This window comes from Enterococcus sp. AZ177, assembly GCF_050544585.1.
GTDB lineage: Bacteria > Bacillota > Bacilli > Lactobacillales > Enterococcaceae > Enterococcus_L > Enterococcus_L plantarum.
Map to the genome: position 1 here is coordinate 2,033,148 of NZ_CP172944.1, position 14,862 is coordinate 2,048,009.

The 14,862-nt window shown below is 36.2% G+C and carries 14 protein-coding genes; 4 read left to right on the forward strand and 10 right to left on the reverse strand.

Features of this window, described 5'->3' with window-relative positions:
• Nucleotides 1-49: 49 nt before the first annotated feature.
• The 3 genes from IGJ34_RS09950 to IGJ34_RS09960 form a co-directional block, all read right to left on the reverse strand.
• Nucleotides 50-271, reverse strand: a complete 222-nt coding sequence (locus IGJ34_RS09950; RefSeq protein ID WP_069633758.1) for a YneF family protein — start codon at nucleotides 269-271, stop codon at nucleotides 50-52.
• Between the two features lie 253 nt (nucleotides 272-524).
• A complete protein-coding gene (locus IGJ34_RS09955) occupies nucleotides 525-1,415 on the reverse strand; it encodes a deoxyribonuclease IV (RefSeq protein ID WP_430597376.1) in 891 nt (296 codons plus the stop codon).
• 87 nt (nucleotides 1,416-1,502) lie between these two features.
• On the reverse strand, nucleotides 1,503-1,955 hold the full coding sequence (locus tag IGJ34_RS09960) for a DUF1801 domain-containing protein (protein WP_430597377.1): 453 nt from the start codon (nucleotides 1,953-1,955) through the stop codon (nucleotides 1,503-1,505).
• A 430-nt stretch (nucleotides 1,956-2,385) separates the two neighbouring features.
• Between IGJ34_RS09960 and IGJ34_RS09965 the strand changes: the two genes are divergently transcribed.
• Nucleotides 2,386-2,715 (forward strand): iron chaperone, encoded by a 330-nt coding sequence (locus tag IGJ34_RS09965; RefSeq protein ID WP_430597378.1) that lies wholly within the window; start codon nucleotides 2,386-2,388, stop codon nucleotides 2,713-2,715.
• Between the two features lie 151 nt (nucleotides 2,716-2,866).
• A complete protein-coding gene (locus tag IGJ34_RS09970; protein ID WP_069655611.1) occupies nucleotides 2,867-5,329 on the forward strand; it encodes a transglycosylase domain-containing protein in 2,463 nt (820 codons plus the stop codon).
• A 110-nt stretch (nucleotides 5,330-5,439) separates the two neighbouring features.
• On the opposite strand, the gene ccpA is transcribed toward IGJ34_RS09970, so the two are convergent.
• Nucleotides 5,440-6,441 (reverse strand): catabolite control protein A, encoded by a 1,002-nt coding sequence (gene ccpA, locus IGJ34_RS09975; RefSeq protein ID WP_069655610.1) that lies wholly within the window; start codon nucleotides 6,439-6,441, stop codon nucleotides 5,440-5,442.
• Between the two features lie 213 nt (nucleotides 6,442-6,654).
• Between ccpA and IGJ34_RS09980 the strand changes: the two genes are divergently transcribed.
• Nucleotides 6,655-7,755: an aminopeptidase P family protein gene (locus IGJ34_RS09980; RefSeq protein WP_111247148.1), complete on the forward strand. Its 1,101-nt coding sequence runs from the start codon at nucleotides 6,655-6,657 to the stop codon at nucleotides 7,753-7,755.
• 51 nt (nucleotides 7,756-7,806) lie between these two features.
• Here IGJ34_RS09980 and IGJ34_RS09985 read toward each other — a convergent pair whose 3' ends face one another.
• The 6 genes from IGJ34_RS09985 to hprK all read right to left on the reverse strand — a co-directional run bounded on the left by IGJ34_RS09985 (nucleotide 7,807) and on the right by hprK (nucleotide 13,626).
• Nucleotides 7,807-8,397: a YtxH domain-containing protein gene (locus IGJ34_RS09985; RefSeq protein ID WP_430597379.1), complete on the reverse strand. Its 591-nt coding sequence runs from the start codon at nucleotides 8,395-8,397 to the stop codon at nucleotides 7,807-7,809.
• A gap of 28 nt (nucleotides 8,398-8,425) precedes the next feature.
• On the reverse strand, nucleotides 8,426-8,863 hold the full coding sequence (locus tag IGJ34_RS09990; RefSeq protein WP_069655607.1) for a DUF948 domain-containing protein: 438 nt from the start codon (nucleotides 8,861-8,863) through the stop codon (nucleotides 8,426-8,428).
• 434 nt (nucleotides 8,864-9,297) lie between these two features.
• Nucleotides 9,298-10,194, reverse strand: a complete 897-nt coding sequence (gene galU / locus IGJ34_RS09995; RefSeq protein WP_069655606.1) for a UTP--glucose-1-phosphate uridylyltransferase GalU — start codon at nucleotides 10,192-10,194, stop codon at nucleotides 9,298-9,300.
• A 19-nt stretch (nucleotides 10,195-10,213) separates the two neighbouring features.
• Nucleotides 10,214-11,230 (reverse strand): NAD(P)H-dependent glycerol-3-phosphate dehydrogenase, encoded by a 1,017-nt coding sequence (locus IGJ34_RS10000; RefSeq protein WP_069655605.1) that lies wholly within the window; start codon nucleotides 11,228-11,230, stop codon nucleotides 10,214-10,216.
• A gap of 377 nt (nucleotides 11,231-11,607) precedes the next feature.
• On the reverse strand, nucleotides 11,608-12,438 hold the full coding sequence (gene lgt, locus IGJ34_RS10005) for a prolipoprotein diacylglyceryl transferase (RefSeq protein ID WP_069655604.1): 831 nt from the start codon (nucleotides 12,436-12,438) through the stop codon (nucleotides 11,608-11,610).
• A 249-nt stretch (nucleotides 12,439-12,687) separates the two neighbouring features.
• Entirely contained in the window at nucleotides 12,688-13,626 is a 939-nt protein-coding gene (gene hprK / locus IGJ34_RS10010; RefSeq protein WP_069655603.1) for an HPr(Ser) kinase/phosphatase, read from the reverse strand.
• Nucleotides 13,627-13,879: 253 nt separating this feature from the next.
• Between hprK and IGJ34_RS10015 the strand changes: the two genes are divergently transcribed.
• Nucleotides 13,880-14,848 (forward strand): GIY-YIG nuclease family protein, encoded by a 969-nt coding sequence (locus IGJ34_RS10015; RefSeq protein WP_430597380.1) that lies wholly within the window; start codon nucleotides 13,880-13,882, stop codon nucleotides 14,846-14,848.
• Nucleotides 14,849-14,862: the final 14 nt, after the last annotated feature.

Genomic DNA, 14,862 nt, shown 5'->3' on the forward strand with positions numbered 1-14,862 from the left:
AAAAAATCGGCCCGTTGCACTCTTGAATGTTGAATAGCAGCAAAAAAACTTATTTGTCTCCTTGGTTCTTCATTTGCTGCATCATTTGACGAATCTTCTTCTCAGAAGGTTTTTGTCCCATAGACATCATCATCATTCGTAACATATCCTCATTAACGGGAGGATTCTTTTTAAAGTAATCTTGCATATATTTGCGCGCAAGGAAAAATCCACCTGCTGCACCTACTAATAAAGCGATAATCGCGATCAATACTACTAAACCTGTTGACATATAAAACTCTCCTTTCTATTAGAAAAGCCAGACAAGAACTTCTGCGGATTTGTTGTGCAGTCACTATTCTTATCTTACTTACCGTTTCTTATTTTTAATGAGGGATTTATCCCTCTTTTGACAAATTGCTCTCAAGAAATCATTTTACTAGAAACAGACCAAAAAGAAAAGGTCTTTTGTCATATTCCTCACAAGAAATTTTCAAAAGACAACTTCCGCTTTTTTTCGCTTTTTTTAAAGAGTAAAATTGAGCCTACTGCCCTTCAATTTTTTCCAATAAATCAGGATCAAATTTTTGTGATTTTAGCATCGCAATTTCGTAGCCATATGGTGCTTTGCTCGTTTTTTTATCCGCTCCGACATAAGGTGTTTCTAAAATTTTAGGTAATTCTTTTAACTTTTCATGATGAACAACTTTATTTAACGCATCAAAACCAATTGTTCCAAAACCAATATTGGCATGACGGTCTTTATGAGAACCCATCGGATTTTTTGAATCGTTTACATGGATTACTTTCAAACGATCTAATCCAATAATTTTATCAAATTCTTCCAAAACTCCGTCAAAATCATCTTTTACGTTGTAACCTGCATCATTGATATGACAGGTGTCCATTGTAACAGACAACTTTTCATTTAACTTAACCCCTTCAATGATTGTTGCCAACTCTTCAAAGGTACGACCCAATTCAGTGCCTTTGCCTGCCATTGTTTCAAGTGCTATTTGCGGAATTTGCTCTTTCCATAATACTTCATCAAGTCCCTTGATAATCTGCTTCAGACCAGCGTCTACGCCGGCTCCAACGTGAGCACCTGGATGAAGTGTGATTTGCGTTGCTCCTAATGCATGCGCACGTTCAATTTCTTGACGTAAAAATGAAGTCGCAAATCCAAAATTCTCTACTTTAATTGTATTTCCTAGATTAATAATATAAGGAGCATGAACCACAATATTGCTCAGATTGTGCTCAGCCATGTATGTTTGACCTGTTTCGATGTTCATTTCTTCGATTGGTTTACGGCGTGTATTTTGCGGTGCCCCCGTATAAATCATAAATGTTGTTGCATTATAACTTGCGGCTTCTTCTGCCGAACCTAATAACATTTTTTTCCCACTCATGCTAACATGTGAACCTAATAACATAATGATCCTCCTAAATTTTCCATTCTTTAAAAGAGTACGTGAAACGAACAGAAAAAACAATCTTTTTGCCTCTTATAATAAGCACAACTACTTCTTATTTTTTTCTGTAAAATGAATATAACTCGCAATCCATTCTTTCATTGAAATTTTTCCGATCAATTCCCCAATCAGTTCATATGGAATTGTGTTTGGATTAGTAAATCGGATACAACTCTTTCCCATATTTAGTTTTGTTGGAACTACCTTTTGATATTCTTCTTGAAACCATGCCAACAATTCTTTATTTCCCATGATTCCCATATGATACAAAGATAGATGCTTTTTCTGAGCAGCTAAACTAATAAACGGTAATGGTTCGTCCGATCTGCCTAAATATCCTTCTGAAAAAACACTTAGTGGAACAACATAAGTTGGCATCCCATATTGTAAACGTAAGACAAATCCTTCAGGTATATTTTCCGTAATAACATTCGCTAATCTTAAATATGCATCTTGCCATTTTGCCTCAATGTTCTCTATATAATTTTGCACTTGATCCATCTTCAGCCCCCCTTTAGTTTAAACGCTTTTTTAACAGAGCTATCTGTTCGGTATAATTCTTTAGATTTAACTCCATTTCCCAAAAACTCAATCATTTCATTTTTTTCCTTTGCGTTCTTTAATTTCCTAGCACTATAGATATACCTCGCCTAACTTTTTTATATCCTAATGTTAGTTGATTGAAGACGATTTTTGCTTCTTTGTGATTTTCAATAAATGATTCTATGGTTTATAAAAAAGAACCATTCGATTAAATTTTAACGTACTATCTGCGATATAGCTATCCTTTTTATCTACATTAAGAGCTGAAAAAATTTCGTCGCGATAGACCATTATTTCCTTCTTGATTTTTATGAATGAAAATGAATACACCACTCCTGACACCATGGTATACTAAATACATCAACCATGAAAAAAGTAGGTAAATACCATGCCCATTATTGAAGACTATATCTCAAACGCACCAGAAAATCGCCAAGCTAAACTAAAATTACTCTATTCGACTATCAAGCAACTTATCCCAGAAGCAACTGAAAAAATGTCTTATGGCATGCCCACCTTCTATTTAAACGGGAATTTAGTTCACTTTGCTAATGTTAGGTTTTATCCAGCACCAACTGCAATCAAAGCATTCAAAAATGAAGTAACAAAATTCACCACAAGTAAAGGTGCCATTCGATTTTTTCTTGATCAGGAGTTACCAATAGAATTGATTGAAAAAATCGTGTTCTTTAGATTAAAAGAAAATACTAAAAAGTAAAAATAGTTATAAAAACAAGTAAAACTTTCTTATAGATTAAAAAAATAAAACTAAGGTTATTCAGTCATTTATAGTAAGTTTTTTTGATTAAGTACCCAGAAATAACTGAACAACTGTTCATTATAGATTTTTTTTGCTATAATATCACGGAATGTATCATTATATTGAGGTGAAGCTTTTGGACAATCAGAATAATTCCCGTAAAACGGAACAACATTCTACTAAAGGACCAGAAAAGAAAAAGATTTTTTTAACTATAAATGTCGTGATTCGTGTACTGCAATCATTATTTGTCTTTGCAGTTGTTGTTCTATTATTAGGAGGCGCTTTAGGCCTTGGGATCGGTATGGGGTATTTTGCTTTTCTGGTTGAAGATACACAACCACCAACAAAAGAAGAACTCCAAACGGAAATTAGTGACATCTCCGAAGTATCCCGAATGACTTATGCTGACGGTACAAATATTGCGATGATCAAATCCGATTTAGTCAGAACAAGAGTTGACTCAGAACACATCTCACCACTCTTGAAAAAGGCGATTATTTCTACCGAGGATGAATACTTTGAAGAACATAAAGGAGTCGTTCCAAAAGCGGTCATCCGAGCGCTCGTTTCTGACGCGACAGGTATAGGCGGTTCATCTGGAGGATCGACGTTAACACAACAGTTAGTCAAACAACAAATCTTGACAGATGAAACAACATTCAAGCGAAAAGCAAATGAGATTCTACTTGCCTACCGTATTGAAAAGTATTTTTCAAAAGATGAAATCGTGACAACATATCTAAATGTTTCTCCTTTTGGTCGTAATAACAAAGGGGAAAATATTGCAGGTGTTGAAGAAGCGGCGAAAGGTTTATTTGGTAAAAATGCCAATGATCTAACACTTCCTCAAGCCGCATTTATTGCAGGTTTACCACAAAGTCCGATCATCTATACGCCATATAGCAATACAGGCGCTTTAAAAGATGACGAGAATATGGCCTATGGCATGAAACGAAAAGATTTTGTTTTATTCAGTATGTATCGTGAAAAAGCCATTACTAAAGAAGAATATGAAGCGGCGAAAAACTATGACTTAAAGCAAGATTTCCAACCACAACAAGAATCTAATCAAAATACTCAAGGCTACTTATATAATGCCGTATTGGAACAAGCAACGAATGTCGTAATGGATATCAATATAGAAAAAGCTGGGGTAAAAAAAGAAACATTAGATGACCTAGGACTTTCTCAATACAAGGATCAAGCTCGAAAGGAAATTCAAAATAGAGGCTATACGATTCAATCAACAATCGATCAAACCGTTTACGATACCATGCAAAATGCTGTTGCAACCTATGGTTATATGTTAGATGATGGGTATGGTGCTGGACTTGTCGAGACTGGGAATGTTTTGATGGACAATAAAACAGGTAGAATCATTGGATTTGTAGCGGGTCGTGACTTCAATGTCAGCCAAAGCAACCATGCATTAGACACCCTCAGACAAGTTGGTTCTACGATTAAACCAATTTCAGTTTATGGCCCTGCTATCGATCAGGGAATGGTTGGTTCAGAGAGTCGCTTAGCCAATTATCCTACGTCATACAGAAGTGGTGATGAGCTAACAAATGCAACAAATTCTGGAACAAACACATTCGATACTGTTCGCCATTCATTAGAGTGGTCGTATAATATTCCTGTCTATCATCTAAATGAAGCGATGAAAGCACAGATGGGCGATGATAATTTTGCTTACAATAACTATCTAAGCAAAATGAATTACCCTGCTAACGATGGATGGGCTTACGAATCAGCGCCTTTAGGTTCTATAGAAGCAACTGTTTTAACTCAAACAAATGGATTTCAAACACTCGCTAATAAAGGGCAATATCAAAAAGGCTATATGATCGATAAGATTACTGATAATAGCGGAAAAGTTATTTATGAACATAAAGATGCACCTGTTCAAGTCTATTCAGAAGCGACGGCTTCTATCATGAATGATATGATGCGTTCAGTCTTAGATTCAAAGATAACTACTCCCTTCAAAAATATGATCAATGGTCTTAATCCTGCTTTTGGCAATGTGGATTGGGTCGGTAAAACAGGAACAACCGATGCCTATAAAGACGCTTGGTTAGTTGTTTCAACACCGACTATTACCTTAGGTTCTTGGACAGGTTATGATAACCCAACAGCAATGAGCCCAAATAGTGGTGATCAAAATAGTGCCTACTTAGCAAATTTGGCAAATGCAATCTATTCAGTCAGACCTGATTTATTCGGCGCTGGTGAAAAATTCACGCTTTCAAAAGACGTGATTAAATCAACTGTCTCAAGCTTCACAGGAGAAAAACCAGGTACTTTCACCTATAATGGCGGAACCTATACTGCGCCTGGGCCAAATGTCGAATCCTTCTATGCGAAAGATGGTGCTCCGAAGAGTCAATATAAATTTGGCTATGGTGGATCAGATGCTAACTATAGCGCCTATTGGGGCCGCTATGCAACACCAAAAACGCCTTCCTCTTCAACACCACCTTCTTCTTCTGAGAAAAAAGAAGAAAAGAAGAAAGAGGATGATAAGAAAGAAAATTCTACGCCAACTTCAAGCGGTAATAGTAACTAATAAAAATAAGTCAGCTAAAAAAATAGCTGACTTATTTTTGCGTCTTCACTTTCTAAATGATAAATAAACACCTAGCCAAAAAGAATCCTTTAACTAGGTGTTTAAAATTTTTATTTAGTTGAACCTTTTTGATCCATTCCATAAGGTAAGGTAACTGTTTTATCTTCGATCTCTTCTTTGTTCATTAATTTCGTTAACAAACGCATTGCTACAGCACCGATATCATATAAAGGTTGTGTCACACTTGAAAGACGCGGACGAGAAACTTCCGTAAGCAGTGAGTTATTGCTTGTGATGATTTCGAATTCTTCTGGTACTTTCACACCAGCATCAATCATTCCGTCCAATAAACCAATTGCTAATTCATCATCTGTCACATAAGCTGCTGTCGCGCCACTATTGCGGATACGTTCAGCTAAAGAGATACCTGCTTTAAACTTATATTCAGCTTCAAAAATCAAGCCTTCATTATAAGATAAGCCATTGTCAGCTAATGCATCTTTATAGCCTTTGATGCGATTTTGACCATTGATAGGATCAATCAATGCGCCACTAACAAAAGCAATTTTTTTATTGCCGTTTTTAGCTAATAGATTTGTAGCATCTTTTGTTGCTTCTGTATAATCAATATTTACGCTACCAACCTGTTCATCTGGATCGATTGAACCAGCTAAAACAACAGGTGTTTTAGAACGTGAAAACTCGCCACGAATTTCATCTGTAATATGGTGTCCCATAAAGATGATTCCATCCACTTGTTTTGCCAACAGATTATTCAATACATTAACTTCTTTTTGATCATTACTGTCAGAGTTTGCCAAAATAATATTATATTTGTACATTGTAGCAACGTCATCGATTCCTCGAGCTAATGAAGCAAAAAAGACATTACTCACGTCAGGTATAATAACTCCTACAGTCGTTGTCTTCTTACTAGCTAAACCACGAGCTACAGCATTGGGACGATAGTCTAAGCGGTCAATTACTTCTAACACTTTTTTGCGTGTAGCTGGCTTCACATTGGGATTGCCGTTAACTACACGAGATACAGTCGCCATGGATACATTTGCTTCACGAGCAACATCATAAATAGTAATTGTTTGTTTTTCCATGTTAATTCTCCTAAATATTTATAGTTGTTTTCATTTTCTGAAAACGCTGTTTACATTTCTCACTAAGAATAGCAGAGTTTTTTTATTATTGCAACCGTTTTATCCTATTTTCATGAAAATTTACTCTACATTTCAAAAAGCGCTTTACACAATTTCGTGGTATGATAAAGATAAGTTTTACAGTAATCAGCCTTAACAGAAAGAAGGATATTTATGAATCAAGAAAAAATGAATGAATTAAAAAAATGGATGGCCAACGAGAATATTGACCTCACTTATATTAGTGATCCTGGACATATTGCCTATTTTTCTGGCTACAAAAGTGATCCTCATGAACGAGTGTTAGCTTTATTTATCTCATTAAACCATGATCCTTTTCTATTTACCCCAGCTTTAGAAGTTGAAGATGCTGAAAAAAGCTCATGGTCTTATCCTGTCTATGGATATCTTGATAGTGAAAACCCTTGGGAAAAAATTGCTCAATTGATCAAAAAGAATGGAAATCCAAGTAAAATTGCAACTGAAAAAGACTCTTTAACGGTCAGCCGTTTTGATATTTTAACTAATTATTTTTCAAATAGCGATTTTTCAGCTAGTGTCACTCCAATTATTGAAAAATTACAATTACTTAAAACACCATCTGAAGTAACGAAACTAATGGAAGCTGGGGATTGGGCAGATGTCGCTTTAGAGATTGGCTTCAAAGCCATTAAGGAAGGGGCTAAAGAACAAGAAATTCTCGCTGAAATCGAATATCAGCTGAAACGTCAAGGTATTCGTTCAATGAGCTTTGATACTTTAGTTCTAACTGGAAAAAACGCAGCAAGTCCTCACGGTAATCCTGGAAATACGGCTGTTGCGAAGCAAGACTTGGTTTTATTTGATTTAGGTGTTGTTTATAATGGCTATTGCAGTGACGTTACTCGAACAGTTGCATACAAAGAACCAACTGATTTCCAAAAAGAAATCTATTCAATCGTATTGGAAGCACAATTAAAGGCTATGGATGCGGTTAAACCTGGCGTTACTGCTGGTGAATTAGACGATGTTGCTCGTGGCGTGATCAGTGGTTATGGCTATGGCGACTATTTCAATCATCGTTTGGGTCATGGTATTGGTACTACTGTTCATGAATACCCTTCTTTAGTAACTGGAAATGATTTGGTGATTGAAGAAGGGATGTGCTTCTCAATTGAACCAGGGATTTATATACCTGGAAAAGTCGGTGTGCGTATTGAAGACTGTTTACATGTGACTAAAAATGGCTGTGAAGCATTTACAAAAACATCAAAAGAATTAATAATCATCGAATAACAAAAAGCAAAGCCCACATCCTTGTGCGAATGCGGGCTTTGCTTTTTACTGTTATTTACCTTTAACATCTTCAACTGTTTCTTTAACAGCCTTCTTTGTATCTTTTTTTGCTTCTTCTGCTTTTTCTGGAACATCTTTTGTTGCTTCTTTTGCTTCAGCAACACCTTCTGAAACAGTCTCTTTAGCTTTTTGCGCTGATTCTTTAACATCAATAAAGATATCGTCAGAAGCGTCTTCTGCGATGTCACCTAATTCATCGACTTGATCGTTTACATCTTGCGCTGCCTTTTTAAAACGATCAGACAAATCATCTGTTTGTTTTTTGAACGATTCTAAAACTGTATCTGAAACGCCTTGCGCCTTGTCTAATGAATCTTTTGTCTTATCTTTAACATTTCCAGCTAAATCACCTGCTTGTTCACCTAGCACGCTAGCTTTTTCTTTAGCAATCGATGATAACTCAGAACCTTTTTGCACAGCGTAATCTGTATAATCCGTTGCTTTTTCTTTAAAATCATCTGCTTGATTTGCTAGATCTTCACGTAACTCTTTACCTGATTTTGGTGCCAACAAAAGTGCTGCTACTGCCGCTGCTGTTCCACCAATAATTGCTCCTATAAAAAATCCGCCTTTTTTCGCCATGTTTATTCCTCCATTATCTTTTATTATTTTATTGTTTCACTTGTTTTGGGTGATTTTTTGGACGGAATGCTCTAAATGCCGCTCCGCCTACTTTACTGACGACACCAGCTTTAGCTGTCGTCTTTCCGACTGCCCCTACTTTTCCAAGTAAATTTCTGCTAGAAAAGTTTAATTCGGAAACACTTTCACTTAACTCTGCCACTGCTTCGAACAATGGGTCAATCGTCGCAACTTTTTTATTAACATCATCTAGCAACTCATTACTTTTCACTAAAAGTCCCTCGACTTGCCTAGATAAAATATCAACATCTTTCGTTACAACCTCAATCGTTTTATTTGCTTCATCAACCGTAGTAGTAACTTTCTCTACAGTCTTACTGATTTTCATCAATACTAAAACAATAAATACCACTAATACAGCAAACGCTACTGCAGCGATAATCGCTGCAACCTCTCCACCTGTCATCTTCTTGCTCCTTCCATCAGTTATTCCATATTCTTAGAATAACACCAACTGATCTTTTTCACAAATTATTCAGTTAACCTTGTTATCTTAAGTATAATTTACAGCGCTAAATTTTATAAAAAAAGGGACGTGGGACAAAAGTAAAATCACTTTTGTTTCACACACCAGATACGAATAAACGGTGGAAGCAAAAGCAATCACTACACTACGCTTCGATCACATCAAATTCTAAGTGCTAAAGCACTAAGATTTGAAGGCTTCGGAAATAAGCTGAAATTCACAAAAATTTGAGAAACAATTTTCGTGAATTCCTTCTTATTGCTGTAAAACACAACGAAGTATGAGTTGATGTTGCACAGTACCTACGTGGTTCTCGGGATTAAACGCTTCTGTCCCAGCATCCTTCAAATGAAAAAATCCTAAAAAACTTTAGCTTAGTTCTTTTTTTGAGTATCTTCTTTAGCAAGTTCAGCACCCAACTCAATAATATACTCACGTAAGTTGTCCTTCACTTCAGGGTGAACCAATCCATATTCAATACTTGTTTTCATAAAACCAAACTTGTCTCCTACATCATAACGTTTGCCCGTAAATTCTCTAGCAAATACACGTTGAGTCTTGTTCAAAGTGTCAATAGCATCTGTTAATTGAATTTCACCACCAGCTCCTGGTTCTTGTGATTCCAACACGTGGAAAATTTCAGGTGTTAACAAGTAACGACCGATAATCGCTAGATCACTAGGCGCTTCTTCTGGTGTTGGTTTCTCAACAAAATTATTTACATTATACAAGCCTTTTGACACTTCTGCCTCTGGATTAATAATACCATATTTCGATGTTTCTTCATGAGGAACCTTCATTACAGCAATCGTTGACGCATGTGTCTCATCATAATCGTTCATCAATTGTTTAGATAATGGGATTTTATCTTCCATGATATCATCACCCAGCATAACAACAAATGGTTCATTTCCAACAAATGCTTTTGCTTGTAATACAGCATGTCCTAATCCCTTTGGATGAGATTGACGAATAAAATGAAGATTAACATCAGTTGTTTCTTCCACTAATTTTAATAGATCTGTTTTATTTTTTTCACGAAGATTGCTCTCTAATTCGAAGTTTGCATCAAAATGATCTTCAATTGGACGCTTTGCTTTGCCAGTAACAATCAAAATATCTTCGATTCCTGCTGCCAATGCTTCTTCAACAATAAATTGAATCGTTGGTTTATCTACGATTGGAAGCATTTCCTTTGCCATCGCTTTAGTTGCTGGTAAAAATCTTGTTCCCAGCCCAGCTGCTGGAATAACCGCTTTTTTTACTTTCATGCCAATTGGCCTCCTAAAATTATATAGAAAATTCGTTTTCTGTCTTACCGTCACGTAGCATAATCTCTTTTGCCGCTTGTTTTACATCTTGACCTTCATACAGGACGTTATATATCGCTTCTGTGATTGGCATATCGACATCTAGCTGTTGCGACAGCTCATAGGCCGCCTTAGTTGTTGAGACGCCTTCGACGATCATTCCCATATTTTCAAGAACTTCATCTAGACTGTGTCCTTTTCCTAAGAGATTTCCAGCTCGCCAGTTACGAGAGTGAACACTTGTACAAGTAACAATCAAGTCTCCCACTCCACTTAACCCAATAAACGTTAAAGGATTTGCTCCCATCGCCACACCTAAACGACTGATTTCAGCTAACCCACGTGTCATAATTGCAGCTTTCGCATCATCTCCAAATCCTAAGCCACGAATTGCACCTGCTCCTAAAGCAATGATATTTTTCAATGCAGCGCCTGTTTCGACACCAATTACATCGTCATTTGTATAGATTCTAAAATAATCATTCATAAATAAAGACTGAACATAAGTTGCCTCAGCGATCGTCTCGCTTGCAGCAGTTATTGTTGTAATGTCATGAACAGCAACTTCTTCTGCATGGCTTGGGCCTGATAACACAACCACACCACTTCTTTTATTCGTTGGAATTTCTTCCATTAAAACTTCAGATATTCGTTTATGACTCCCTTGCTCCAATCCTTTACTAGCATGTATAATTAACGGTTGATTCTTACATTTCTCCGCAAACTCTTGTGCAACCGTTCGAATCGCTTTCGTTGGAACAACAAACAAGACTGCATCTGCATCTTGAATACATTCCTCTAATGACAATTTCCCTTTAATCGATTCTGGGATAACCAAATCAGGCAGATAGTGATGATTGGTATGGTGCTTGTTGATTTCATCAATTTGTGCTTCATTATGTCCCCAGATACGAACTTCATGACCATTTTCTGCTAAAACCTGTGCCAATGCAGTTCCCCATGATCCGGGACCTAAAACAGCAACTTTTTGTTTCATTGGTGAAAATCTCCTTTCAAAATAAGAAAAGCTGAATAAACTTGTCAGCTATGACTGAAAGATAGGAAAAAATTAATTGAGTCGTTCTTTGACTCCTTTAATTTTTATCTTCTTTCCGAAGAGCTAGTTTGTGAAGCTAGACCATAGAAAAGCTGAATAAACTTGTCAGCTGTGACTGAAAGATAGGAAAAATTTATTGAGTCGTTCTTTGACTCCTTTAATTCTTATCTTCTTTACGAAGAGCTAGTTGATGACGCTAGATCATAACATCTCCATAAACCTTTCAAATACTCCACTTACGATCTCTTTAAATAACTAGCTTTTTAACTTTCATACTCACTTACCATTTTACCATAGCTATGTTGAAAAAGGCAGTTCTAAACTGCCTTTTTTGACGTTCCTTTATCACGATCGTAAAATTTTATAGTTCCTGTTTTACGACGAATGATCACAAGTAAAATTGCACCGAAAAATAACACCAGGGAAACTACTTGTGAAACTCGAATACTTCCGAAGGCATATAAACTATCTGTCCGCATCCCTTCAATAAAGAAACGGCCGAAAGCATACCAGATAATATAGCCGAAGAATACTTCGCCTTCTTTTAAGAAATTTTTCTTTTTCCTTAAAACAATCAACACAATAAATCCTAAAACATTCCAGATGGATTCATATAAAAAAGTTGGTTGATGATATGTTCCGTCGATATTCATATTGTCGATAATAAACTTCGGTAAATGCAATCCTTCTAAAAATGTCCGTGTAGTAGCTGGCCCATATGCTTCATGATTCATAAAATTACCCCAGCGCCCGATTGCTTGCGCTAAAATAACACTTGGTGCTGCAATATCCAAAAATGTCCAAGTGGAAATAAATCGATGTCTTGTAAAGAAAAACAATGCGATTCCTCCACCAATCAGCCCACCATATATTGCTAGTCCACCATTTCTGGTCAAAATAATTTCAATTGGGTTATCAACATAATCTTGCCATTGAAAAATCACATAATACAAACGAGCACCAATAATTGCACTTGGTAAGCCCCACAACATAAAGTCGATCACATCATCTTCTTTCAAGCCAACTCGAACGGCTTCTCTACTACTTAGCCAAACAGCTAGCACGATTCCTGAAACAATAATAACTGCATACCAGTATACGGATATTCCAAAGAAATTAAACGCCACTGGATTTACTTGTCCTAACATTTGGCTTCCTCCTAATTTAAAAGTGAAAAGGGTTCGTTTAGCTCTGAATGAAAAATAGAAAAATATGAGCGTGGTGTTCTTTACCACAATCAGATTTTGTCTTTTTCCGAAGAGCTAGCCCACATAGCTAGATAACATTAAAAGCGAAGCGGGCTCGTTTAGCTCTGAATGAAAAATAGAAAAATATGAGCGTGGTGTTCTTTACCACAATCAGATTTTGTCTTTTTTCCGAAGAGCTAGCCCGCATAGCTAGATACCCCCTGAATTTTCCTCTATCAATCGTGTCAACCGTTCTTCAAATGACTTAGTTGCATCATATCCCATCGTTTTCGCACGGAAATTCATTGCAGCCACTTCAATAATAATTGCCACGTTCCGCCCTGTTTTAACAGGAATACGAATTTGAGGAACATCCACGTTAGCAATTTCGACCATCGCATCATCTGACCCTAAACGGTCATATTTCTTGTCCTTTTCCCATGCTTCTAAATAAACAACTAGTTGAACCTGCATAAAGCCGCGGACAGCACTCGCGCCAAATAAATTCATCACATCAATGATTCCAATGCCTCGAATCTCAATCAAATGCTGTAAAATTTTAGGTGGTTCACCCACAACGGTTAATTCATCTTGCTGATAAACATCTACTCGGTCATCTGCAATCAAACGGTGTCCACGCTTGATCAACTCTAATGCTGTCTCACTTTTACCAATACCGCTATCACCTTGAATCAAGACACCAAGTCCATAAACATCAACCAAAACACCATGTACGCTTGTTCTTGCTGCTAATCGACTATCGAGATAACTTGATAATTCTCCTAACAAACGCGATGTAGAGATTGGCGAACGTAAAACAGCCAAGCCTTTTTCTTTTGCTGCTTGCACCATTTCATCAGGTGCTTCCAGACCTCTAGAAATAATAAAAGCAGGCGTGTCCTTCTCACACAAACGACGCATCACCATCAATCGTTCTTCTGGTATCATACGTTCAGAAAATGTAATCTCCTTGCTACCAAATAGCTGTAAACGATTATGAGGATAATAATTAAAATATCCAGTCAATTCCAATCCCGGACGGGAAATATCTCCTGTTGTGATTTCTCTATTTAAACTTTCTTCATCGCCATAAACGACTTCTAAAGAAAGCTTTTCTACCAGTTGATGAATTTTTACAACTTCTTCCATCTTTATCATTCATTCCTTTCCAGTTTCCTACTCGTTCCATTTTATCATTTCATGTGGGAAGTTTCTAGCTATTAGGAAGATTGTCTTTGTTTTGTTTGTGTTCTCACTGATAAATTTTTTCTGGGTCTTATTTTTATTCAAAAATTGTGCTGCCTATTTATTCCTAGTTAACGATTGACTATCCCCAATTAATTTGTATACTTAATTTGTATTACCGTATCCAGCCAAAAACAATCAATTGGATGTGTTTCTTATGAACGATAATTTAAAAGAGCAAGTAAGACATCTCCCTTTAACCCCAGGTGTTTATTTGATGAAAGATAAACACGGAACAGTTATATATGTAGGCAAAGCAAAAAAATTACGAGAACGCGTTAGTAGCTATTTTAGGAAGAACAACCAACATTCAAGTAAAACAATCCGAATGATTCGACAACTATCTGATTTTGAGGTTCTTGAAGTAGATACTGAACTTGATGCACTATTATTAGAATGTCATTTAATTCAAAAATACCGCCCAATCTATAATCGGCAAATGAATTCTTTTGAACAATATAAATACATTGAGATCAATACTGAACAACCAGAAATTTCAATCAATATACGTACTGTTCCCACGAAAAAAAATTGCTTCGGGCCTTTTTCAACAAACAGAAAATTGTCAGAACTAAAACAAATATTAGAAAACCTATACGGATTAAACCAAACGAATGATTGGCAACACTCATTCTCTGAGAGTTCCACATCTCTACTTGACTCAAAAACAATTTCTACAGAATTACTTGAGGCATTTACGCTAAATAATCAGATGCCCCAAAATCGTTTAGAAACAAAAATGATTTTAGCGTCTGAAAACCAGTCATTTGAAAAAGCGTTAAAGTTACGAGAAGATTGGCAATTTATTACACGTTTTTTCAATCAAAATAGAAAATTGATTTTAGCCTCTCAAACGAATTGGCAACTTTTAATTATTCCAATTCAATCGAAAATAAAATATTATTTGATCTATCAAGGACTTGTTGTAAGTAGTCGAACACTGACCAAACGAACTGCCACTAAATATACACCGAATGAACTTGCAAAAAAAATTCTTCCTAAAAATAAGCCTGATACTATTTACCCATTTTCCAAACAACAAGTCGATTTTATCACTATTTTATATAGCTATATTCATTATCATAAAGAATGTCAACTAGTGGAACTTACTGATCCATTTGTATAAAAATAAGGATAAAA